Annotated in this window: 22 protein-coding genes; 14 read left to right on the top strand and 8 right to left on the bottom strand. The window is 65.4% G+C overall.

Translation table 11 applies throughout. The features are described 5' to 3' along the window. Nucleotides 1–303 carry a WXG100 family type VII secretion target gene (locus AWC27_RS31390; RefSeq protein ID WP_169726875.1) on the bottom strand — a complete coding sequence of 101 codons (303 nt, stop codon included), beginning with the start codon at nucleotides 301–303 and terminating at the stop codon, nucleotides 1–3. Between AWC27_RS31390 and AWC27_RS33070 the strand changes: the two genes are divergently transcribed. Then, entirely contained in the window at nucleotides 302–994 is a 693-nt protein-coding gene (locus AWC27_RS33070) for a hypothetical protein (protein WP_342744589.1), read from the top strand. The genes AWC27_RS31390 and AWC27_RS33070 overlap by 2 nt on opposite strands. A gap of 212 nt (nucleotides 995–1,206) precedes the next feature. Here AWC27_RS33070 and AWC27_RS27295 read toward each other — a convergent pair whose 3' ends face one another. Continuing rightward, nucleotides 1,207–2,166, bottom strand: coding sequence for a hypothetical protein (locus tag AWC27_RS27295; protein ID WP_085673697.1), 960 nt, complete (start codon nucleotides 2,164–2,166; stop codon nucleotides 1,207–1,209). 140 nt (nucleotides 2,167–2,306) lie between these two features. Then, nucleotides 2,307–2,621, bottom strand: coding sequence for a type VII secretion target (locus tag AWC27_RS33395; protein WP_085673695.1), 315 nt, complete (start codon nucleotides 2,619–2,621; stop codon nucleotides 2,307–2,309). 174 nt (nucleotides 2,622–2,795) lie between these two features. Between AWC27_RS33395 and AWC27_RS27285 the strand changes: the two genes are divergently transcribed. From AWC27_RS27285 to AWC27_RS30620, 13 genes are all read left to right on the top strand, one after another. Beyond that, nucleotides 2,796–4,637, top strand: a complete 1,842-nt coding sequence (locus tag AWC27_RS27285; RefSeq protein ID WP_085673693.1) for an AAA family ATPase — start codon at nucleotides 2,796–2,798, stop codon at nucleotides 4,635–4,637. Nucleotides 4,638–4,708: 71 nt separating this feature from the next. Further along, on the top strand, nucleotides 4,709–6,244 hold the full coding sequence (gene eccB, locus AWC27_RS27280; protein WP_169726874.1) for a type VII secretion protein EccB: 1,536 nt from the start codon (nucleotides 4,709–4,711) through the stop codon (nucleotides 6,242–6,244). Next, nucleotides 6,244–10,422 (top strand): type VII secretion protein EccCa, encoded by a 4,179-nt coding sequence (gene eccCa, locus AWC27_RS27275; protein WP_085673689.1) that lies wholly within the window; start codon nucleotides 6,244–6,246, stop codon nucleotides 10,420–10,422. Before eccB ends, eccCa begins: the two co-directional genes overlap by 1 nt. A gap of 315 nt (nucleotides 10,423–10,737) precedes the next feature. Continuing rightward, nucleotides 10,738–11,034: a PE domain-containing protein gene (locus AWC27_RS27270; RefSeq protein ID WP_169726873.1), complete on the top strand. Its 297-nt coding sequence runs from the start codon at nucleotides 10,738–10,740 to the stop codon at nucleotides 11,032–11,034. An 8-nt stretch (nucleotides 11,035–11,042) separates the two neighbouring features. After that, nucleotides 11,043–12,371: a PPE family protein gene (locus AWC27_RS27265; RefSeq protein WP_085673685.1), complete on the top strand. Its 1,329-nt coding sequence runs from the start codon at nucleotides 11,043–11,045 to the stop codon at nucleotides 12,369–12,371. A 111-nt stretch (nucleotides 12,372–12,482) separates the two neighbouring features. Beyond that, nucleotides 12,483–12,797 (top strand): hypothetical protein, encoded by a 315-nt coding sequence (locus AWC27_RS27260; protein ID WP_139801623.1) that lies wholly within the window; start codon nucleotides 12,483–12,485, stop codon nucleotides 12,795–12,797. Between the two features lie 30 nt (nucleotides 12,798–12,827). Continuing rightward, nucleotides 12,828–13,121, top strand: coding sequence for a WXG100 family type VII secretion target (locus AWC27_RS27255; RefSeq protein WP_083113268.1), 294 nt, complete (start codon nucleotides 12,828–12,830; stop codon nucleotides 13,119–13,121). 63 nt (nucleotides 13,122–13,184) lie between these two features. After that, nucleotides 13,185–14,033: an ESX secretion-associated protein EspG gene (locus AWC27_RS27250; RefSeq protein WP_085673683.1), complete on the top strand. Its 849-nt coding sequence runs from the start codon at nucleotides 13,185–13,187 to the stop codon at nucleotides 14,031–14,033. 42 nt (nucleotides 14,034–14,075) lie between these two features. Further along, entirely contained in the window at nucleotides 14,076–15,437 is a 1,362-nt protein-coding gene (locus AWC27_RS27245; protein ID WP_085673681.1) for a CpaE/TadZ family protein, read from the top strand. Between the two features lie 23 nt (nucleotides 15,438–15,460). Next, nucleotides 15,461–17,020, top strand: a complete 1,560-nt coding sequence (eccD, locus tag AWC27_RS27240; RefSeq protein ID WP_085673679.1) for a type VII secretion integral membrane protein EccD — start codon at nucleotides 15,461–15,463, stop codon at nucleotides 17,018–17,020. Between the two features lie 4 nt (nucleotides 17,021–17,024). Beyond that, nucleotides 17,025–18,452: a type VII secretion-associated serine protease mycosin gene (gene mycP, locus AWC27_RS27235; protein ID WP_139837247.1), complete on the top strand. Its 1,428-nt coding sequence runs from the start codon at nucleotides 17,025–17,027 to the stop codon at nucleotides 18,450–18,452. Further along, nucleotides 18,449–20,443, top strand: a complete 1,995-nt coding sequence (gene eccE, locus AWC27_RS27230) for a type VII secretion protein EccE (protein ID WP_085673677.1) — start codon at nucleotides 18,449–18,451, stop codon at nucleotides 20,441–20,443. Before mycP ends, eccE begins: the two co-directional genes overlap by 4 nt. Before the next feature lie 71 nt (nucleotides 20,444–20,514). Continuing rightward, nucleotides 20,515–20,835: a helix-turn-helix domain-containing protein gene (locus AWC27_RS30620; RefSeq protein WP_139837246.1), complete on the top strand. Its 321-nt coding sequence runs from the start codon at nucleotides 20,515–20,517 to the stop codon at nucleotides 20,833–20,835. Nucleotides 20,836–20,841: 6 nt separating this feature from the next. On the opposite strand, the gene AWC27_RS27220 is transcribed toward AWC27_RS30620, so the two are convergent. The 5 genes from AWC27_RS27220 to AWC27_RS27200 form a co-directional block, all read right to left on the bottom strand. Then, entirely contained in the window at nucleotides 20,842–21,480 is a 639-nt protein-coding gene (locus tag AWC27_RS27220) for a maleylpyruvate isomerase family mycothiol-dependent enzyme (protein WP_085673675.1), read from the bottom strand. Next, the gene (locus tag AWC27_RS27215; protein WP_085673673.1) at nucleotides 21,477–21,965 is read right to left on the bottom strand and encodes an SRPBCC family protein; all 489 of its coding nucleotides are present in this window, start codon (nucleotides 21,963–21,965) and stop codon (nucleotides 21,477–21,479) included. Before AWC27_RS27215 ends, AWC27_RS27220 begins: the two co-directional genes overlap by 4 nt. After that, nucleotides 21,962–22,285, bottom strand: a complete 324-nt coding sequence (locus AWC27_RS27210) for an ArsR/SmtB family transcription factor (protein ID WP_083113261.1) — start codon at nucleotides 22,283–22,285, stop codon at nucleotides 21,962–21,964. Before AWC27_RS27210 ends, AWC27_RS27215 begins: the two co-directional genes overlap by 4 nt. Nucleotides 22,286–22,325: 40 nt before the next feature. Next, nucleotides 22,326–22,622, bottom strand: coding sequence for a DUF3349 domain-containing protein (locus AWC27_RS27205; RefSeq protein ID WP_085673671.1), 297 nt, complete (start codon nucleotides 22,620–22,622; stop codon nucleotides 22,326–22,328). Between the two features lie 132 nt (nucleotides 22,623–22,754). Further along, nucleotides 22,755–23,057: a type VII secretion target gene (locus AWC27_RS27200; protein WP_085673670.1), complete on the bottom strand. Its 303-nt coding sequence runs from the start codon at nucleotides 23,055–23,057 to the stop codon at nucleotides 22,755–22,757. Nucleotides 23,058–23,141: the final 84 nt, after the last annotated feature.

Below are 23,141 nucleotides of genomic sequence, written 5' to 3'. Positions count from 1 at the left end.
CTACACCGTGATGGTCGTCAGCGGAACGGCATTCTTGGCGTCGGTGCTCGCATACGCCCGGCCGGTGGCATCCAGTCCCGTCCCATCCGAGGCAAGCCGAGCGCTGAGCATTGCGGCTTCGGCATCCCATCCCTGGATCAGCGCAACGAGCGCGGCGGCCGAAGTGCCAATCCATCCCGATTGCGACGCTTCCATTCGGGCTAAAGCGGACGTGTGTGCGGCGCCAAAGGCGGCCGCCTGATCTCGAACAAGCCCCGCCGAAGCGGTTAGATCCGCCAGATCGACCCTGAGCGGCTTCGTCATGAGCAACCCCCTGCTAACTGCTGTGACCACGAGCTTAGAACCGACCCCAAGCCGGCCGCCATTCACGCCGTCGGCCCCCACCGCGCAGGCCAGCTCGTATCGCAACATAGCTGCGCCCCAGCGTGCGCGCACGATCCCGGCTGCCAGCAAAGGATCGGACAGAGGATTGGTGAGGTATGTCCACAGGTGTCGCCCTCCGCTCGACGTCTTCACGATCGGGCTGCGGCACCTGCGTAACCGCGAGACGCAGCAGGCCCGGGCAGCCTTCGCGCACGCGACCGAGGGCGACCCAACCATGTGCGACGCCTGGCTGGGCCGGATGGCCGCCGGTGAGCAAACCGTGGAGGTCACTGCCGGCGCCTACAACAACCGCGGCAACCTCGGCGCCGCACTTCGGCACGCACAGGTGTGGGTCGGCCAGTTGGGCGTCGAGATCACCCTGACCCCGGGGCACCATCGCCTTGCGGCTGCCACTGGACGGGGATTCGGATCTTGGCAAAGCCGACGCTGCCTGTTGAGCGATCGCCGCGATTTCCATCAGCCCCGGCCAAGCGGAGGAACAATGAAATTCCCTCGCGTCACTGCAAGAAGATCACAGTATGGGGGGATCGAATCGCTATGCCGATGCACCCATAGAGAAGAAAACCTAGAATTCCAGCCAGGAAGGCCACGACGAGTTTGGTGGCCTTAGGCCGGAATCGTCGCGTTCGAAGATACACTAGCGGCGTTCCCGCTATTGCGATCCCTAGACCCAAGAAGAGCCCGGTCGACGGTGCGTAAAACGCTAATCCCGCTACGAACAATACGAAGCCCGACAGGACCCAAACGACAATCGCTGCAATACACCCCAGTGCCGCTGAAATAAGGTACAAGGTTCCAGCCTTAACCATGGCAGATGCGGACTTATCGTCCACCATAGGTCATAAGACCTTTGGCCTCGGCGACGTGTCGCGTGATCCTGTCGATGTAAGGTTGCCACACACCCATTGCTACGCATGTATAACCGGCACGTAGGCCCGGACTGAATATCGGCCAATCTTCTGACCCGGGACCTTGCGTGATGTATCCCCGTATGCCCAGATGGAGTTGTCCACCGCTTTGGTAAAACCTGAAATGGATTGTGCTGTCGGGACCGTCTACGTGGCCGGGAAGTGTGACGAATTCAATGTTGATATCGTTCGCGCTTCGTTGTATTTGAGTCACTCTGACAGGGAAATTTACGGGAAGTTTTTGACCAGCCATTCTGATTTCCAGGGGAAGTTCGTCGCCAACCTTCGGAAGATTCTTGGGCGCGCCGCCCATGGGAAAATTGCAGTTGAAGCATCGGTTGAGTTCGTTCCACACGTCATCAATGGAGGTGACCTTGCCAGCACTTGTTATGCCAGGGTATTTGAAACTCCCCGCTTCGACGTCACTAGTAAAATCGAGGTTGTATTCCCACGGTGACTCCGGAGGGGGGACACGCGGGGACTCGGGTAATTGAGTGTAGTCGACCGCATGAATGTCGCCCTTCCCGAATTTGCTGCCCCGGGCGGTAGGAAGGCCGGCCGTGATGGCGTCAACTTGTCCGGCCAGACTTGCGAACCGGGCTTGGGCGCCTTTGACAACTGCTTGAGCCTCGCTGATTCGCAGTGCGCCCGTGCGAAGGAGGGCGGTCTTGCCGGCGGGCGTGGCGCCGACGGGAGCAAGCGCAGCCTTATCGGCGAGCCATTGGCTATAGATCGCGTCGAGCCGCGATCGCGCCCTGAGCGAGATATCTCTGCCGCCTCGGATGATCGGATCCACTGACGCTGAGGCGGTGGCTAGCACTTGCCGCCGGGCGTCGAGGTCGTCGCTGGCCGAGCGAGCGGCGGTGCTGGCCATACCGGCCCACTCTGCTGGGGGAGGAACTGGACCACCAAACGTGCGCGGCTCGCGGTCAGGAGGCACACCAGAACCCAGCAACGCGCGCAATCGCTGAAGCGTCCCATCGATATCTACTGCAGCCATGGCGACACCGGCTGTTAGATGAGAGTTCTGGCGGCTGCGGCGGCCCGATTACCGGAAACCTGATCGGTACGAAGAAAGCTGGTGAGGGCAGATCGGGTCGTATCGGCAAATTCGTGGTAGGCCCTCGATAGGTCGGTTCCTGCAACAAGCAGAGCGGCATCGAACGCGGCCACAGCATTGGTGAGCGCGGCCCCGACCGGACCGAATGCCGTTGACGTCGCGGAAATCGACGTGGAATCAGGCGTGGCCGCGGCTGCAATCCGCCCAGCTACAGCATCGTGATTTTGCGCGAACGTGGCTACGCCGGCAGGCTCAAATCTCAGGCCCATGCGGACACTCTAGTGGAGTTGTGTGGATCAGTGCGCCACAGTTCCCGCGCCCCGCGCCATTCACGCCGTCGGCCCCCACCGCGGAGGCCAGCTAGTATCGCAACATAGCTGCGCCCCAGCGTGCGCGCACGATCCCGGCTGCCAGCAAAGGATCGGACAGAGGATTGGTGAGGTATGTCCACAGGTGTCGCCCGGCCGCTCGACGTGTTCACGATCGGGCTGCGGCACCTGCGTAACCGTGAGACGCAGCAGGCCCGGGCGGCCTTCGCGCACGCGACCGAGGGCGACCCGACCATGTGCGACGCCTGGCTGGGCCGGATGGCCGCCGGTGAGCAAACCGTGGAGGTCACTGCCGGCGCCTACAACAACCGCGGCAACCTCGGCGCCGCACTTCGGCACGCGCAGATGCGGGTCGACCAGTTGGGCGTCCAGATAACCCTGACCCTGGGCACCATCGCCTTGCGGCTGCCGCTCAACGGGGACTCTGATCTCGCCATTGCCTATGCCGTCGCGCTGGCCGAAAGTAACCCGCCGCGCCTAAGCGCGGCCAACGAGGTCGTCGAGCGTCAGCTGCGCCGCTCTACCTCGACGGCCTTCGAGCTCGACATGCTCGACTACGTGCGCCTGGGTTTGCTTGGTTTGGCGCGGCGCTGGCCGGATGTGCTCAGTTTCGAAAACTCGCAGCAGTGGCGCTCGGATCGCCCGGACCTGGTCAAGTTCCTCAACGCCGGAATGCTGGTCTGGAAGGTCTGGGCGCTGATCGGCATGGGAAATCCGGTGGAGGCGCAGCGCTTTGCCGAAAGCGGTCTCGAATCACAAGGCCTGCCAACGGATATGCACGCCAAACTCCGCCTGGCCCGTGGCTATGCGCTGCGCGCACAAGGTCAGCGCGAAGAGGCGATGACGGCGTTTCGCGAACTCAAAGCCTGGATCGCCTCACCGGAGGTCGACGCCGCCATCGCCGACCCGGACAAGGTGGTCGACCTCGTCACGGCCGAATCATTGGCTACCCGCACCGACATCTGGGACCCCGAGTCCGGCGAAACCGCTGCCGCGCTGGAAACCGCGGAACGTGACCGCAGCCGAGACGCGGTGCGCCAAGAAGCAATGGCATTGCTGGGCAAGCAGATTGGCATGGAAGGCGTCAAGAACCAGATCCGGCGCCTGGAAGCCAAAGTGGCGATGGATCAAAAGCGCGCCGAGATGGGTGTGGGCAGCAAGAAGGAGTTGGCGCTGTCCTACGTCTTCGTCGGGCCGCCGGGCACCGGCAAGACCACGATGGCGCGAGTACTGGCGAAGCTATTCTTCGGGCTCGGCCTGATTGCGAGACCCGACGTCATCGAGGCATCACGCCCGCAGTTCGTCGACGAATACCTGGGTAAGACCGCGCAGAAGACCAACGCCGTCCTCGACAAGGCGCTGGGTGGTTTGTTGTTCATCGATGAGGCGTATTCGCTCTATGCGCGTGGCTATTCCGACGGTGATGCCTATGGCGAGGAGGCGGTCAACACGTTGTTGGCTCGGCTGGAGAACGAGCGCAAGGCCGCCGATCCCAACAAGAAGCTGGCCATCGTGATCGCGGGATACGAACCGGACATCGACCGGCTGCTGTCGATGAACGAAGGTCTTGCGGGCCGGTTCACCACCCGGATCAGGTTCGAGTCCTACAGCCCCGCGGATCTGGTCAAGATCGCCGATTTGATCGCCATCGAAGAAGACGCGCTGTATTCGGCGCCGGCCCAGGATCTGTTGCTGGGCCACCTATCCAAGCTGGCCGAGATCCAAATCGCCGACACCGACTCCGACGGACGGCCCCGGATGGTTCCCGCCCTGGACAAAGCCGGCAATGCCCGCTTCGTCCGCACCATCACCGAAAAGGCCGCCGAATACCGCGACTATCGCCTCAACACGTCCGGGGCGGCGCCCACCAAAGAGGCGCTGGTAACGCTGGAGCCCAGCGACGTCGACGAAGCGTTCCGTGAAGTCTGTGCCACTCAACGGATTTCGTTCGAATGAAGTAATGGGGGTTGGGGGTAATGGCAGAGTTAGCAGGGCCTGAGCACCGGCGGCGCCGGCGCGGATTCCGGATGACAGCGAAGTATCAGGTCTCCGGTCTGCGCTTTCTCTACCGGCGAATGGCGCACGCGCTGGTCCGTCGCGACACCCGAATGATCGACGATCCGCAGCGGGCCCAGGCCGCTCCGCTGATCCTTGGCCTGTTGCTGGCGGTCATCCTGGCCGTCGGAACCATCGTTTGGGGCCTGTTCTCGCCGGCCGGGCTGGTCAGCAACGCGCGCATCGTGGTCGACCGCGACACCGGCGCGATGTATGTCCGTATCGGTCCTCGGCTGGACCCGGTCACCAATCTCACCTCCGCCCGGCTCATCCTGGGTTCTCCCGAAAATCCGGTGCGGGCCAGCGGTGCCGAGATCGCGAAATATCCGCACGGCTCACTGGTTGGCATCGTCGGGGCGCCCACCGACATCCGCGACAGCACCGACCCATCGTCGATCTGGACGGTATGTGACACGACCATGACCGGCGCAGCAGTCCCGTTGGACCCGGTGTCGGGTCTGCCGACGACGGCGATGTCGCCCGTCACCACCACCGCGATCGGTGGGAAGCTCGCCAAAAGCAATGACATCAATAAGCTTTCGGATAACCAGGCCCGATTGGTCAGCTACGACAAGCGAACCTGGCTGATCTATGCGCGCCCCGACGGCGAAGTGGTCCGCTCTACCGTCGAACTCACCAATTCGGTCGTTGCCGACGCGCTCGGGCTGCGGGCGAACGACCTGATCCTGCCGATCTCGCAGGGCTTGTTCAATGCGATCCCGGCCGAGCCACCGTTGGTGGCGCCACCTATCGCCGAAGTCGGCGCCCCGCCCAAGTTCCCGGTCAACCGCGCGCTGACCGTCGGAACCATCCTGAACGTACGTGAATTATCTGGCGGCACAAAGTATTACGTGGCGTTGTCCGACGGTGTGCAGGAAGTCGGGCTGGTGCCCGCAACCATGATCCGGGCCGCCAACACCCAGGTGGGCACCAAGCCGGTGGAAATCGGGCCCGACGAGTTGGCGTCGCTGCCCAAATCTCACCAACTCGAGGTGTCCTACTATCCAGCCGCCCAAGTCCAGTTGGTGTCGGCTGCCCACGAACCGGTGACCTGCTGGTCGTGGTCGCGCATCGGTGAGGAACCGACCGCCCGCACCGAGGTCATGGTGGGCCGGACGCTGCCCTTGACCGACAAACAGAACGCCGCGCTGACGCCGCTGGTCTCGGCGGCCAGTTCGAAAGGGATGACCGCCGATCGGGTCTATATGCCCTCAGGCGGCGGACGATTCGTTCAGATCACCGGTGCGGCAACCGATTCCAAGAATCGGGAAAGTTACTTCTGGGTCGCCGACAATGGGGTGCGGTTCGGCCTGGACACCACCGACTCCAAAAGCGGGGACACGACGCTGTCGGCGCTGAATCTGCGCCACCCGGTGCCTGCGCCGTGGGTGGTGGTCTCGCTGTTCGCTCCGGGGCCGACGCTCTCGCAGCGCGACGCGCGAATCAAACACGACGGCGTGCCCGCAGATCGGGTGGTCTCCAAGATCGATGACAAGGAGATGAAGTAGTGCGCATCAGCTTCTTGCGACCGGCCAACCCGGTGCCGCCGCCCCGGATCATCCGCGATGAAATCGAGGTTCCGCCACCTAAAGAGATCGAGCAGGGCGAGCCGGCCTCGCGAATCCGCACGGTCGGTCTGCCCATTCTGCTGATCGTTCTCATCGTCGGCATGGTCGCGTTGATGATCCGATCGGGGCGCGCCTTCAGCCCGCTGATGATCCTCTTCCCGCTGATGATGCTCGGGGGAGTGGGCGGCATGGCGTTCGGTCAGCGCGGCGGCACCGGCACTTCGCGCGCCCAGGTACTCGAGGACCGCAAGGCCGCCACCCGCGGGCTGGGAATGATCCGGGAGAAGGTATTCGACCGTGGCCTGAGCATGCACGCCGGGCTGCAAAGCTCCTACCCAGACCCGCAGATGCTGGCCAGTCGCATTGGCGGCGAACGGATGTGGGAAGTGGTGCCGACCGGTGACGGGTTCACCGCGCTGCGCTACGGACTGGGCGACGTCGAGTTGGCCGCGCGCATCGTCGCGCCCGAAGCGCCGCCGGGGGAGTTCCTAGAACCGGTCAGCTGGGTGTCCACGGTGCGCTTCCTGCGCCACCACTCCACCGTGTCGTCGATGCCCGTGGTGGTGACGGCGGCCCGCTTTCCGGTTATCGGCTTCACCGGCGACCGCGACACGACGCTGGGCATGGTCCGGTCAATGCTGTTGCAGGCGGCGGTTACGCACGGCCCCGACAACCTGGCCATGGTGGTGCTCACCGACAACCCCGATGCGCCGGAGTGGAGCTGGATGAAGTGGCTGCCCCACACCCAGCATCCCTATGAGCTGGATCGGCTGGGCAGCGCCCGGATGATGTACCGCGACTGGTCCACCCTGCAGGCCAGTCTCGGCGGCGACGACGCCGACCCCGACGACCCCAACAAAGTCATCGACTTCACGATGAACTTCAACCCCGACCCGGAATTCAGCACCGACAACTACCGCCACGTGCTGGTGGTGGTGGATTCTGCCGTCACCGACAAACTCGTCGACTCGGTGATCGCCCCCCGCGCCGGCGTAACCTGGCTGCTCATCGGCCCACCCGAGAACGCCCTCAACGCCGAAGAAGGCATTACATTGCGCTGCGATCCCGACGGCAGCGTGTGGCGCAGCGAGGCGGATCGGCCGCTGGCCACTCCGGTGAAAGTCGCCGTCGCCGACAATGTTTCGTTGATCGACGCGCGGACCGTTGGCCGGCAGTTGGCCCGCTACGAAGTCGCCACCCTGGCCAACATGGGCCGCCAGGCTAAGCAAGCCGAACGCGGCCGGGACTGGCAGACGCTGATGCGGGTACGCGACCCGGGCACCTTGGACCCACTGGACTTGTGGTCGGTCATCAACCGCTACGACGACAAGCGGCGGCTGAAGATCCCGATCGGGTTCCTGCAGAACGGCGACCGTCTCGAACTGGACATCAAGCAGGCCGCCGAAGGCGGCACCGGGCCACACGGACAGCTGTTGGGCACTACTGGTTCGGGAAAGTCGGAATTCCTGCGCAACCTGGTGATCAACGGCTGTGTCACCCATTCTCCGGATGTGCTCAACTGGCTGCTCGTCGACTTCAAGGGCGGCGCCACTTTTAACGGTCTCGATGAGCTGCCGCACGTGAGCGCGGTGATCACCAACATGGAGCAGGAGGCTCACCTGGTGTCGCGGATGAAGGAGATGATCAACGGCGAGATCGACCGCCGCTACCGCATCTTCCGCGAGGCCAAGGAACTCAACGCGCGCTACGACGTCAAGGATCTGCGCGACTACGAGAAGCTACGAGAGCGCGGGGTCGACTTGCCCCCGTTGCCATCGCTTTTCATCGTGATCGACGAATGGGCCGAGCTGCTGCAGATGCACCCCGACTACGGAGAGCTGTTCCGGCGCATCGGCCGGGTCGGGCGATCGGTGGCCCTGCACCTGCTCTACGCGTCGCAGAACCTCGACAATTCCGGGCGTGCCAGTGGTCTGGAAACCAACATCGGCTACAAGATCGGACTCAAGACCCAAACCGCGTCGGATTCGCGTGCGCTGCTTGACGGTTCGGATGCGGCCTACCGGCTCTCGGGCAGCCCCGGGCACGGAGTGCTGCGCCCCACCGGCGGGGATCTGATCAGCTTCTACGCCGGCTGGACCGGCGCGGCGTACTTCCCGCCGGTAGTCCCGACGGCGGGCTCAAACGGTCACCGCGGCATCGGTAGCACCACGGACCCCAATCTGGTGGAACCGCGAGCCTTCACCGCCGCCCCCCAGCCGCTGCCCGACGTCGGTCTGGCTGAGCCGGAGTTCGTCGAGCCGGAGCACACCGAAGAGGAAATCGAGAGCGCGCCAACCGTGTTCACTACGATGATCGGCCGCTTGAAGAGCGCCAGCTTCCCGCCGCCGTATCGGATGTGGCTGCCCCCGTTGGAGGCCACCACGCTGGACATCATCGAACCGCGGCTGCGGGATTGGCAGGTTCCGACGAACGAGACGATCGCCAATCTTGTGGTGCCGTTCGGGATGTTCGACAATCCGCTCAGACACGAACAGCCCGAATGGCTGCTGGACGCCGAGAAGAATCTGCTCATTCTCGGCGGCAGCGGCGCAGGCAAGTCCACCGCCGTCAAGTCTCTGGTGTGTTCGCTGGCGCTCGCCAATACTCCGGAGCAGATCCAGATGTACATCGTCGATTACGCCGGTGGCGGCTTGAGTCCGCTCGCCGATCTGCCCCACGTGGGGGCGGTGGTGACGCGCGCCGATCCAGATGCGATCAACCGGATCTTGATGCAGATGGGCACCCTGTTGACGGCCCGCGAGCGGCTGTTCCGGGAGAACCGCATTACGATCGACGAGTATCGGCAGGCGCGCACCGACCCCGATTGCCCGTTCCTGGAACAGGATCCGTACGGCGACGTCTTCGTCATCATCGACGGATGGGATGCCGCGGTCGCCCAGGACCAGGTGTTGCAGTTCCGCGGCGGCGAAGTCGAGGCGCTGATCGTCGGTGCCCGCAACTACGGGCTGCACTTCGTGCTCACCACGGCGCGAGTGGTCGAGATGCGCGGTATCGAGCCGAACCTGAACACCGTCGTCGAGCTGCACAATGAAACGGAGCTGTCCCGGGTGGGTTCTCAGTTGGCCAAGCAGCGCCGCAAAGCCCCCGGCCACGCGATCACCACCGACTCGCAATTGCAGGGCCTGGTCAGTCTGCCGCGGGTGGATTCCATCGCCGAGCCCGCCACCGTCCCGTCCGGGATGACCGCGCTGGTGCAGATGGTCGCCGAGCGGTTCGAGGCCCGCGGAGCCGAACGACTCAAGACTCTGCCGACTTCGCTGACCCGAGATCAGTTGGCCGCCATGGTCGGTGCCGCCGACGAAGCCGCGGCCGCCGACCCGCGCCAGGTTCAGCTGGCCGACAAGCGCCGGCTGCGGATCGCACTGGGCGTGCGGGAGGACACGCTGGGACCCGCATACGCAGAGATGTACCGGGAACCGCACCTGCTGATCCTCGGCGAGGCGAAGAGCGGCAAGAGCGAGCTCATCGGCACCGTCTGCGACAGCATCGGCCGTCGTTTCGCCACCAAGGACGATGCGGTGATCGTCCTGATCGATCCGCGGCGGCGCCACCTGGGCAGGGTCGATATGAAGAACGTGTTCGGCCACGTTCATCGAGAAGAAGACATCCAGGGTGTCAACGAGGCGCTTTATCACGAGCTGAATTTGGCATCCCGCAGCGTGCCCCCGGATTTGGACGCCGAGACCCGCGCCGCGCGCGCCTGGTGGAGCGGGCCGGAGATCTTCTTCGTCGTCGACGACTACCACCTGATCGTGGACCCGCGCGCCATAGAGAAACCCGTCTTGCACGCGATGGCGCCCTGGCTGCAGAACGAGCCGTTGGCCCGGGGCTTCCACTTCGTCATCGCCCGCGGCTCCGAGGAGCTCTACCTGGCGAGCAATCGGGACCCGCTGATCAAACGGATGCTGCAGGATCGCGCGCCCACGGTGTTGCTGTCGGCCGACAAGTTCGACGGCCAGATCGGTGAGACGAAGTTCGAGCGGTTCCCCTTCCCGGGGCGCGCGCGGTATCTCGAGGCGTCGCTAGGGCGCAAGAACCGCATTCAGGCCGCGTGGTCCGGCGTTCGGGAGAGCCGGGACACCGACTTCGAGGACTAGGATTCCGCGAGGCTGTCGTTACCGTGCCGCCCACTCGCACTTTTGCGCGCTAAGTACAGGCTCGCGTTCGTGGCGCGCGGCGGTTATTCAACATGCGTCAGCCGACGCTATTCAACACGCGTTAGCTAAGTTATTCAACATATGTTAGCTAATTGATTTGAGTGGGTTACCGCTCAACCGCAGAGCAACAGCGCTGCGCAGCGAGGTGAGTTGCGGCTGCCAGCATCAAGAAGGCAATATTTACCACCAGGGGTAAAAATCGCCGCTAAGCTGTGTAATAACAGTCGATGCGCTGAGGGGCGAGGGGGTTTGCTGGTGATTACTCAAGTTGAGACAGAGGCTTTGCTGGCTGGGGTCGTAGACGTGGTCAGCAACGCTGCCACCACGGCATCGGTGGTTGCTGGTGCTGCACCGGCCGGCATCGCTCCGGTGCCCGCAGGGGCCGACGAGGCGTCAGCACTGGCGTCGGTGAACACCAGCGTGCACACCGCGGAGTTTCTTGCCACCGCCGCACAAGGCACTTTCCTGCTCGGGCACTATGCGGGCACCTTGGGGATTACCGGCCTCGGCTACGAAGTGGTCGATGACGGCAATGCCGCAATGCTGGCTTAGACCCGCTGATGGTCGCCGCTCCGCCTGAGGTAATCACCGGCCGACTGATGTCGGGCGCCGGCGCCGGCCCCATGCTGGACGCTTCTGCGTCGTTCACCGCCGCTGCGGCGGCCTACGAAGCGGCCGCCGACCGACTCGAGGCACACCTGGCCTGGCTGATGAACGCCTGGCAGTCGCCGACGGCGCTGGCGGTGCTTTCGGCGGTGACGCGCTATGTCGTCTGGCTGCGCGTGGTGCAGGTGCAGCTGGTTGCATCCGCCGCCCGAACTGCCGATCAGGCAGCTGCTTTCGCCACGGCCTACGCCACCATGGCCCAAATGGTTGAGATCGTCGACAACCGGGTCACCACCGCGATCTTGCACGCCACCAATTTCCTTGGCATCAACACGATTCCGATCGGTGTCCGGGAGGGTCAGTACGTCGAGATGACCATTCAGGACATCACCGTGCAGGAGACCTACCTGGCGGCCAGCATGGCTAACACCACATTCGAGGCCTTCGTGCCGGCGGTTCCGATCGTGGTGGGAATGCCCGTCCTCCCGCCGGTGATCGAACAAGCCGTCGTCGCGGCCGAGCGCGCGGGGGACACCCTAATGCTGGCAGCGGCCAAGGCCGAGTCGACCGCGCAGTTGATGGCCCAGACGTTCGGCCAAGGCGCATCGGTAGGCACCGCGGCAGCCCAATGGGCCAGAGGCGCCGCGCAGCAAGCCGATCCCCGCGACGCCCTGGACCGCTACCGCGACGCCCAATCCCGGCAGCAGAACATGGCCGACAAAATGGGCAATCAGCTGATGCAGCAGGTGCCACAGCAGCTTGCCCAGGGGGTGTCGCAGGCGGCGCAGATTCCCCAACAGGCGATGCAACTGGTCACGCAGCCCCTGCAACAGGTCCAGCAGTTCGGCTCCCAAATCGGCAACCTGATGTCGCAGGTGAACCCGGAGCATCGCGTCGATTCTCCCGGCTTCTTCGACACCCAGCCGTCGTCGCCGACACTGGACCGGCTGGCCGGCAGCAACATCGGCGTCCCGGCGATGACGGCCGCGGTGCGGGTCCCCAGCCTCGGCGGTCTCTCGGCCGCCTCGACCGGCTTCCGCTTCCCCAGCGGCTGGGACAGCGCGTTGCCGGCGTCGGCGGTGGGCGAACCGCCGATGACCGGCCGGCCGCTGACTTCCGGCATCGCCCCGCTGCACGCTCTGCACAACCGGGGCGACGACGAGGAGGAGGCGAAGGCGACCCGGCCGACGCCCGAACTCGTTCCGGTGTGGGGCACCGAACCTATTGAACTGCAAACCGTTTCGGCCGGCGAACTGGTCGAACAACGGCAAGAGGCGGTATGACCCGATGATCACACGCTTGCACTCAACGCTATTCGGAGTGCGCCATGCCAGTTGGCACGGAGATAGCAGGAATGGCGATACACCCCTGGAATCACAAGATTGGAGATGCTGATGTCAGCCCCCTTGTCGGTGGATACCGCCAATTACCTCGCTCAGACGAAAGGGCTCATGAGCCTCGTCGAGGAGACCCGCACCAACAACCAGCACCTGCTGACCGCGGCCGGCAACTTCGAGCAAGCCAACCGCGGGCAGATGGGCAGCGTCGCGCAATCGGTGCTCGCCGACTTGTACTCGACGGCAAACCAGAACAACCAGGTCCTCGACAGCATCACCACCGGTCTGACCACCACGCACAGCCAGTTTGACGGCCAGGAAGCGACCAACGCCTCCGCGGTGCTGCACGCCGGCGGCTCGATCTACTCGTAATCACCCCCAAGTCTGAAGGAGCAACACATCATGGCCGATGTTCTGTACAACTACCCCGCGATGCACGCGTGCATTGGCGAGATGAGCCAGATCCACGCCACCGCTATCGCACTGAAGATGGCCGGCATAGGGCACCGCCAGGCGCTGGCCGCAAGCTGGACGGGTACCACGCAGGGTTCATTCGACGACGCATACAACGCGTTTCTCCGGGTCAACGAGAACCTCGAGCACGCCACGCAACGCGTCATCCACGCTCTCACCACGGGCACCATGGACATGCAGAGCACCGAAATCCAGGCCTGCGGGAACTTCTCCGGAGCCTAAGCTGTCCAAAAGCCAAGTCGCGCAGGCCATCTGGACGCGGACCCGACGGTAGGATCCCAACGCATGGCAAAGCGATCGCAGCTGCTGGCGGCGGCGCACCTCAGCGTCGACGGGGCGTTGTTCCTCAAACGGCTGCTGGGCATCGAAAGCCTGCCAGCGGTGCTGGCCCTGCTCGACAACGTCTACTACGCCGCCGATCAGGCCGTGGTCGATGACCAAACGGTCCCGGTGCTAGTCGGCAGCGGACTGTTGTCCATCGACGGCGCGGTGGAGCCCTCGCTACTGAGGTGGCTGCGGGTGCTCGAACGGCCCGACATCGACGTGTCGTTGCGGGCGGTGGACGGCGAACGGATGCGCCGGGCGGTCCTGGCCCGCAGCGGAGAAGACAACGTCCTGGCGTTGCGGCGCAACGACGAAGTGGTCATCCAGGGCGTGTGGTCGCACGGACAGTCGGTAGACGACGTGCTGTGCGCGCCACTATGGGCGGCGATGCGGGTCAGCCAGGAGGAGCTCGCCCCGCCGCCCGCGGACATGGAATCGGTGACGTTGCCCTGGGCGGAGGTGAAAGAACTGGCTGCGGGGGAGCCCGGCAAAAACCTGCGGTGGCTGCGCGACCACGGGGTGGATGCGGCGTCGGCAAAGATCCTCAATGACATGTCGACGTATTCGGGCCAGCGCGCCGAACTCGTCATCCGGCAAGACCGGGGGATCACCTCGTTCCAGGCGCCGGCCGGTGTCGGTGTGGCCGACACGGCTGCGGGCAGGGTCGTATCGGCGGTACGGCGTCAAGGCAGTCAGTTCTATGTGACATTCGGGCCCGGCACGTACGCGCGGTTTCGTGCCGCGATGGCCGATTTAGTTGAATTGACTCCGGCTAAGAATTGGTTCGCTGCGACTTCGAGGTCGAACTGATGAGGGGTATGCTCGCGCAGCTAACAAGGAGGATAAGTCCTGGTGAGTGACGATCTCGAGATTGCGAATGGACGACATCAGCTGGCCAGACCAGATGAGTCCCAGGTGCAGGACGGCCAAGACAGTGCGCCACCGCCGTCGCTGGTCCCGGTCGATCAGCCGGTGCAGCCACCATCACCGCTGCCGGGCCCGCCGCCGGGGCCGCTGACCGCGGCGGCTCCGCCGCCCGGGCAGCGCGAGACGGTGGCCCAGCGAATTCCGCCGCCGCCTCCCGGTGCCTTGTGGGGCAATCCGCAACACCAGCCGTCGCAGTGGGGTCCGCCGTCCGGCCCGATCGCGCAGCACCCCGCACCCCCAAGGAACGCGGCCGTCGACACCCGCATGCAGGTCCCCGCGCCCGGGCCCCGGCCCGATGCCGCGCCCGACAACGATCAATACCGCCGTCCGGCGGCCCCAATTCAGGCCGCTGCCACAGGTATTCGTCAGGAACTCATCCAAGTTGCCACCGAAGAGCGTTCCCCGCGGGCCAACACCGGCGTACGCGGAGCGCTCAACAACCTGGGCTTGACGCTGCCGCCGAGCGCTAAGGAACAGGCGCACCGCGACGTGCTGCGCCGCATCCGGGCCAGCAAGCAGAAGATGTATTCCATTGCGGTCCTGACCCTTAAGGGCGGCGCCGGCAAGACCACGGTGACCTCGGCGCTGGGGCAGGTGTTCGCCTCAGTCCGCGGCGACGGGGTCATGGCCGTCGACGCCGACCCGTCCTCCGGGGATCTGCCGATGCGCACCGCGCCGCACCCCGAGAACCTGTCGATGGTCGATCTGATCCAGGAAGAAGATCTCACCCAGCGCGACTTCGTCATGCGGTTCCTGTCGACCACCGACACCGACCTGCAAGTACTGGCCAACGGCTGGCGCGCCGACGACGACCGGGTACTCGAACCCGAGGACATCCGCGACGTCCACGAAATCGCCTCGCATTACTACAGTTTGCTGCTGTGGGACGGGGACACCAACTTGCACTCGCCGTTGGTGCGCGAGGTGCTGTCTAAGTCGGATGCGGTGGCGCTGCTGGTCCAGGCATCGCCACAGGGGGCGGTGGCCGCCGGCAACGCCATCGACTGGCTGCGCTTCCATGGCTTCGAGGGCCTGCTGGCCCGCACGGTGCTGGTGGTCAACGAGTCCACCGCCAATACGCGGGTCAACATGAATTCGCTGTTGACCGTGCTGCGGCGACAGCAACTCAAGATTCACCGCATTCCGTTCGACAAGCACCTCGACGAGGGTCTGGCCGTGGACCTGGCCAAACTGCGCAAGAAGACACTGCGGGCCTTCGAAGAACTTGCGGCCATGCTGGCCGACGACTTCACCGTCCCGCAACCGCCCGTCTCGGTACCAGCTTGAGCTAATCGGAAGAGGGACAACCGATGTCAGTCGTATTGCCCGCCGCCCCGCTGCCGGCCGAGCCGGCCCCAGACCGCGGCTCTGGGAACGGGCCGGTGGCCGCGGTGCCCGAGCAGCTGCGGCTGTGCATCCATGTCGGGAACTACTTCGTCGACACATCGGTGTCGGCGCACGCGCCGTTGTCGGTAGTGATGGAAGGGCTGGTGCCATTCCTGGTGGAGACACTCCGCAATGAAGGCCTGACAATCGATTTCGATCGCGCGGCGGTCTACTCGCTGGCCGCAGAGGGCGCGACGGCGTTTCCGCGCACGACGACGCTGGCCGACGCCGGTGTGCTCGACGGTGCCCGGCTGATCCTGCGGGAGGTGCACTCCAACGAGGTATTCCGGCCGATCATCGAGGACTCGGCCGATGCCATGGCCGAATTCAACGCGGCCAAGTTCGCGTCGTTCAGCGCCGCCACCGCACGGACACTGGGCCTGGTTGCGTTGATCGCCGGCTCGGTGCTGCTGGCGGTGCTTAGCATCGGGGCGTGGTGGGCGAATTCGAGCATCGTGTGGTGGCTGCCGCCGAGCGCGGCGCTGACTTTGATCACGGTGACGGGCGCGGTCATCGCCGCACGACGTGGGGCGTCCCAGATCAGCTACATGCTGGGGCTGGCCGCGCTGCCGCTGGCGCTGGCCGCGGGTTGGGTGGCCGTGCCCGCCTATGACGGTGTCGCCGGGCACTGGACGGCAGCCAACATTTGCGCCGGCATCTTCACCGTCGGTGGTGTATCGCTGATTGTGTTGTGGTTGACCGGGCTTGGCGTCACCGCCCATACCGCGGTGATCACCCTGTCCGTTGCCGGCGCCATCGCCGCCGCGGTCCGCGTTTACACCGGCTTCGACGGACGCCAGATCGCGGCGGTAGCCGTGCTCGTCGGTGCGGTTCTGATCAGCTGCGCTCAGGCGCTGGCATTGGGTTTGGCGCGGGTGCGGCCTCCGAGCTTGCCGCCGCCGGGGGAGGACATCGACCGCAGCGAACTCGAGGAAGCGGCGCTGGTGGTCGAGGTGTTCGATGACCCCAGCGGGGTCCGATCGGTGGCGCTGGCCGAAAGCGAAGACGCCCAATTGGAGCGGCGCTCAAGGGCTTCCAACAAATACCTGACGGGCCTGTTCATTGCGGCGGTGATCACCACCGCCGTCGGGGCGGTGGCCGCCGTGCACCCGCAAACCCACTACTTCTACGGCGAAGTCGCCCTGGCGATCATCACCACGCTGGTGCTGGGGCTGCGTGGCCGCTCGTTGACCGACCGTCTGCAGGCGGTCACGTTTTTCCTTGGCGCGTTTGCCGTTGCCGCCGGGCTGGCCATCACGGTGGTGCTGGGGACACCCAATCCGGTGGCCCAGCTCAGCGTCGTGGCTGGGACCGCCCTCGCCGTCCTGCTGGCGGCGCTGGCGGCGTTGCGGCTGCCCGGAGCCAAGGTCTCCGAGTTGACCGCGCGCCGCACCGAAAACCTGGAATTCCTCCTCATTTTGGCCGGGCCGCCGTTGGTGGTCTGGATAACCGGCACCTTCGCAGCCCTGCGTAATCTGTTCTGACGCAATGAGAACTCTCACGTTGGCGCGCGGGCTGGCACTGCTGGTCACCGTCGCGGCTCTCGTTGCGGTGACGCCGGCCGGCGTCGCCGTCGCGGTGAACCCACCGAATCCCGATATCGGTGCCGCCCCGCCGGACGGTCCGCCCAGCCCCGACGTGTCCATGCGCAAGAACGGCGCCTGCGTCGTCGGCGGCGTGCTACCCAATTCCGATCTGTCCAAGCCACCGCCGCCGTCGGTGTCGCTGCAGCTGGATAAGGCGCACACGTTCTCCACCGGAGCCGGCGTGGTGGTGGCCGTCATCGATACCGGCGTGCGGCCGCAGCCCCGGCTGCCGGGCATGATCCCCGGCGGCGACTACGTCGACCCAGCCGGCAACGGCTTCGACGACTGCGACGGGCACGGCACCATCGTGGCCGGAATCATCGGCGCCGCACCGGCTTCCACCGACGGACTGGTCGGTGTGGCACCCAACGCACAGATTCTGGCGATCCGGCAGACCTCGGCCGCCTACATTCCCGAAACCGGCTCGGCCAACCCTGACGATCCCACCGCGTCGCGCACCGCCGGCGACATCCGCACGCTGGCGCGCGCGATCGTGCACGCCGCCAACCTCGGTGCGCGGGTGATCAACGTGTCCGTGGTGTCCTGCGTGAAAGCCACCACCCCGATCGATCAGGCAACTTTGGGCGGGGCGCTGAAATACGCCGTCGACGTCAAGGACGCGGTCGTGGTCGCCGCGGCGGGCAACATCAACGGCGTCGACGCCGGGGCCGGTCAACAGAACAACTGCCGCGCCAACCCGGATGTCGATCCCGCCCATCCCGAGGACCCCCGCAATTGGGGTGGTGTGACGTCGATTTCGACGCCGTCGTGGTTCGACGACCAGGTACTCTCGGTGGGATTCGTATCGCCGGACGGAGTGCGGGCGCAGAACTCGATGTCGGGTCCCTGGGTAGACGTGGCGGCACCGGGCTCGGGCATCGTGTCGCTGAGCTCTGCCGGGGAGACCGTCATCAACGGAGTACCCGGCAGCGAAGGGCCGCTGGTGCCCATCGCCGGGACCTCGTTCGCAGCGGCCTACGTGTCGGGCCTGGCCGCCCTGCTGCGGTCGCGCTTCCCGACGCTGACGGCCCACCAGGTCATTACCCGCATCATCACCACCGCCCACGCGCCGGCGCGCGGGGTGGACAACGTGGTCGGGCGCGGAATGATCGACCCGGTAGCGGCTCTGACGTATGAGATGCCGATTGAGGGCCGGCCCGCCGCGACGGTTCAGGCGGCTCAATTGGCCGTGCCGCCGCCACCTCGCCCCCCCGACCTCAAGCCCAAGTACGGCGCGGCCATCGTGATGGGAACCGTTGTGGCGGTGCTCGTTGTCGTTGGCGTGCTGGTCGCGGCGACCGGTGTGCGCCGGCCGGGGCGGCCGCGATGAGCCGGCGCGCCCGGGTGCAGGCGCACCGCACCGGGTGGCTGCGCTTCGGCCTGCCCTCGGCGCTGGTGTTCACCCTCGTGATCTGCGCCCTGGTGCCCACCACGACCGGGCCGCACGGCGACGGGCTACTCGTATGGTCGTCGGCGCTCATCGCGCTGGCAGCGTTCGTGGCATTGTTCGTGCCGATCCGGGGCCGGGTGCTGCTGGTCGAGTGGATCGCGGTGGTGCTGGCGTTCTGGCGGCGCCGCAACCGCCCGCTGGTCGGCGAATTGCCGACAGCCACCGACGTCAATGCCATCGCCGGTAGTGCCGGTGTGCGGTGGGACGGCTACAGCGTGGTGTCGGCTGTGGAGATCGTTCCCGCGCCGGCGCTGACTCACGAAGCCGGCGGCCGCGCGGTCACCGACAGTGCGCTGCCATTGGGTCTGGTGGTGTCGCTGATGCGCCACTACGATCTCAACCTCGATATCGACATCGTGTCGGCGGGACGCCATGTGCCGTCGGGATCGGCCTATCGCACCGTGTACTCCGAAATCGTCGGTCCGCGACCGATAGTCGGGCAGCGACGTACCTGGCTCATCCTGCGCCTGGACGCCAAGGACAACCTGGCTGACATCGTCACCCGCGGGCCCTCGGGTAGTGCAGCACCCAAGGCTTTGGTGTCGGCCACCCATCGCGTGGTGCAGCGCTTGCAGCAGGAACGGATTCGCGCATATGCGCTGTCCGCAACCGAACTCGACGATCTCGGCGCGATTCTGCTCCAACCCATCGGGCCCACGGGCAACCGGGAACGTTGGGGCACAGTGGAATCCGGTCCCAACTACATCAGCAGCTACGTGGGAGACCCGGCCACCCTCAGCGCCGAACAACTGGACCGCTGGTGGTCATGGCGCACCGAAGATGCGGTCGTCATGCTTCGGCTGTCGGGCATGGGCACCGGCACGGTCAAAGTTGGGTCGGTGGTGCGATATGTGACCCACGGTAAGGCCTACCGGCCGCTGGCCGGGTCGAACCTCGCGCTGCCCACCGGTGTGCAACGACTGATGCTGATGGCCCCAATTCCGGCCGGCGACCGCAGTCTCGAAGTCGCGCTGCCTTCAATCAGTGTTTCGCAACCCAGTGAACTCCGTATCCCGGTGGGGCCATCGGGGCAACTCCTGGGCCAATCTGACGACGGCACGATGGTTGCCCTGGCGATGTGGGACCAAAGCGGCCAGCCGCAGCGGCGCCGGATCGACGCGAAGGTCAGCGTCGCGCTGGCACACCAGCTGGTATTGCGGGCGATCGTGACGGGCGCGGTCGTTGGCATTCACACCAATTCGCGTCCGCACTGGGACAACTTGGTGGCCGCGGTGGGGGACACGTCACGGTTGTTCTATGCCACCGCGGGCGCATTCGCTTGTGACATCGCCGTTTTCGACGGACGCCCGGTTACGACCGTTCCGGCGCGCACGGTGATGCGCCTGCTCGAGCCCGCCGCACCGGCAGTCGGTGGCGCCGATGTCACGATGGTCGAGGTCGACGGCCAGGCCTTGCAGATCAGCGTCGGATCCGCTGAGCCCGAGCTGGTGCGCATTATCCGAAGCCGCGAAGAAGACCGCTACCTGGCACACGGTGAGCCCGAAGCCATTCCGCGCCGCTCGGTTTCCACCGAGCCCACCTTGACCCGCACGGCCCGCCAACCGCAACCGCAAACTCCTGAACCGGCGCCGGTCCGCACGCCCGCACCACCGGAGGCAGCCGCGCAGACCGGGGCGCTGGCCGCTGCCGGCGGGCCTTCGCGACAGCGTAATATTGCTGGGCCACAACGTGTTACGCGCGTCCCACGATCCGAGTCGGGTACTCAACCTGAGCAGACCGAGCCACGCCCGCAGCGGCCACGCCGCCAGTTCACGCTGCCGCAGGATCCACCCGCGGCGCCGGCCGACGGGCAGTCCGACACGACACAGGCCAATCCGGAACGCCGGGTTCGATGGCGGGGGCGCGAATAGATGCCGCACAAGTGATGGGGGAATGGGATGCAGGGGAGCCCGAAGACCATGCGGGAGCGAGGTTGTCGGCCATGACTGATGGAGCCGAGCGTTACCGGTTGCACGACGGGTCGCGGGTGGACCCGCCACATCCGGCCACGACGTATTTCGCCCAGCGCTTACAGGAATTGGCCGCGACCACCAACGTTCGCACGCTCGATGCCAGTGCGCGGGTGCGCCGGTTGACCCCCCTGCGTTTGCAGAAGCTGCTCAAAGAACAGGCGCCGGACCTGCCGGTCTCCCAAACGCAGATGTACCGCTACTACCACGGCGAGGCGGCGCCCAGGCTCGACGTGGTCTGGGAGCTTGCCCGGCTGTTCGGGGTCTCACCTCGCGATTTCCTGCCGGAGTAAGGTCCGCTACGTGATTCGCTTTGCCAGCGTTGGCTTTCCGGGACCGGACAGGTCGTCGATCGCCGCCGGCCTACCGGTCATCGCCATGAGGAGGGCCTCGCCCGTGCCGGTCACCTCGGGCCCCTTGCCGTGTGTCCAGTCGATGTCGGTTGCGCGCAGTCGCAATCCCCGTATGCGTCGGCCGGCCCCTAACCGGGGGTTACCCGGTACCACCCCGAGAACGCGTTTGAGTCGTTCGGCGGGGATGGTGCGAGGCTGGCCGAGCGCGCGCCGGATGTCTTGGTGGTGGACCACGCCGTCGACCAATGCGATCGTGCCACCGAAACCCGCGGTGAGGCCGCGGGGTTGGAGATGCTTATCCACGTAATCAAGCAGCTGTTGCGGGCTCAGCCCGGCGAACTCGGCAACGCCGACCTCGTTGGCCCGCACTACGCGTCCTTTCAAAAACCGCATGACCAGCCCTTTGGTGTCCAGCTCTTCATAGCTGAACATGTGGGCGACAACGTCTTTGACACTCCATCCGGCGCAGAGGCTGGGGGCCTCCCACTGCTGCGGAGTCAGGGTCGACAGAAATTCCGCGAGTTCGGCCCGCTCGGTACGGGCCATCTCCATCGTGGTTCCCGGTGTCGAATCTGGCGGGCTCATGGTCGCACCTCGGCGCCGAACAGGTCGGCGTAGCGGCGTAGGTAGAGCGGCCACCCGGCCTGGTTGTCGACACCCTTGGCAACGGACTCCCAGCCCGGGCCGTGCCGGTGGAGATGGCGGTGTTCGAGGTCGAGGCGTGTCGTGTCGGCGGATTCCGCGGTGAAGCGGACTTCGACTTCACTGGTCTTGGATAGATCGGTTTCGGGTTGCCAGGTTGGGCCGATGTCCCAGGTGAACACGACTCGACTCGGTGGTTCATAAACCAGGACGCGTGCCCACCGGCACACGCTGCCGTCCACGCCGCGGTCGTAGATGTACCCCCCGGGGTGGCATTCGAATATCGTCTCGGCGATCGGCGCTGCGAGCAGATTGTGTTCGCGAGGCTTGAAATCGCCGAAGCGAGCTGTGAATACGGCGAAGGCGCGTTCGATGGGGGCGTTGACCACAATGTGGTGCCGGATTGCTTCGGGTTGTAGTTGTGTCATGCGCCGTCTCCTTCTGTATCGATGATCTGTGCGTAGGCGCTCAGCGCTTGTGTCCAGAACCGGTCGAGATCGGCCCGCAATGCCTGAAGGCCCGCCGGGTCAAGCTGGTAGACGCGCCGCGTGCCGGCTGAACGATCGCAGACGAGCCCCGCGGACTTGAGCACCTTCAGATGCTGAGACACTGCGGGTCGGCTGACAGGCAGCTCGCGCGCCAATTCGCCGACCGCCAACGGCCCATGCGCCAAACGTTCCATAATGGCCCGCCGAGTCCCGTCAGCCAGGGCCTGCCACGCCGCACCCGTACCTTGGTAAGTGGGCACGAACCGTAAGTCTAGACTTACGAATGCGCCCGATCAATGCCTAACATCGACGACCGCGTGTGCACCCGAGCGTGTCGAGGCGATCGTGAACACGTTCGATGTCGTCCAGGGCGGGCATTTCCTGCGTCAACCGGCTGATGGCGACCCCGACATCGGCGTTGCCTATCACCCAGCAGCCTTGCGCAATGAGTTGCTCTGTGACACTGACGATTTCGGCGTCGGCCAAGCGGCGCCGGGACAGGGCGACAATGGGCACATAGCCCGTGAGGGGCATGCCGCTGGGGTAGCCGGCTCGAAAGTAGGCGACGATCTTGGACACCCAGTCGGCCAGAGCCATGGGACCACCTCGCTAACGGAGCGCCAAGTATCGGCTGGGGTTCTGGCGCAGGCAAGCAACCTAACAGCGGCGCGAGCACCGGGAGGGCAGCGCCACACAGTGAGCAGCCCGTTGTTGCCGATTCGTTAGCGACTACCGGTGGGGGACGCGTTGGGCGTTGTTGAGGTCGGTGGTAACGACCGCCTGGGCCGCCACGCGGATCGCTGCTGCATGGGTGTGGTAGCGCTGCGCGAGTTGCTCACCGCTCATCTGCAGCTTTGCCAGGTACTGGCTGAGGGCAACGCTGAAGACCGCGCCGGCCGCCCCGTACGCCGGGATCGAGGCCACCAGTGCCGGATCGGGTTCGCATGCTGTCATCACCTCGGCCGCGAGGCTGTCATTTGCATCGCCGAAGGCCGTCACTTTGGCCGGGTCCATGGACATTGCTTGCGTCATATGCCTTCGCGCCCCCTGATTCGCACCATAAACGCTTCCCCAACATTACCTGCCTTGTCGCTGCTGCGGGGCTTGGTTAGGTTG

Source organism: Mycobacterium szulgai, assembly GCF_002116635.1.
Taxonomy (GTDB): domain Bacteria; phylum Actinomycetota; class Actinomycetes; order Mycobacteriales; family Mycobacteriaceae; genus Mycobacterium; species Mycobacterium szulgai.
This window is presented reverse-complemented; position numbering and strand designations above follow the sequence as displayed.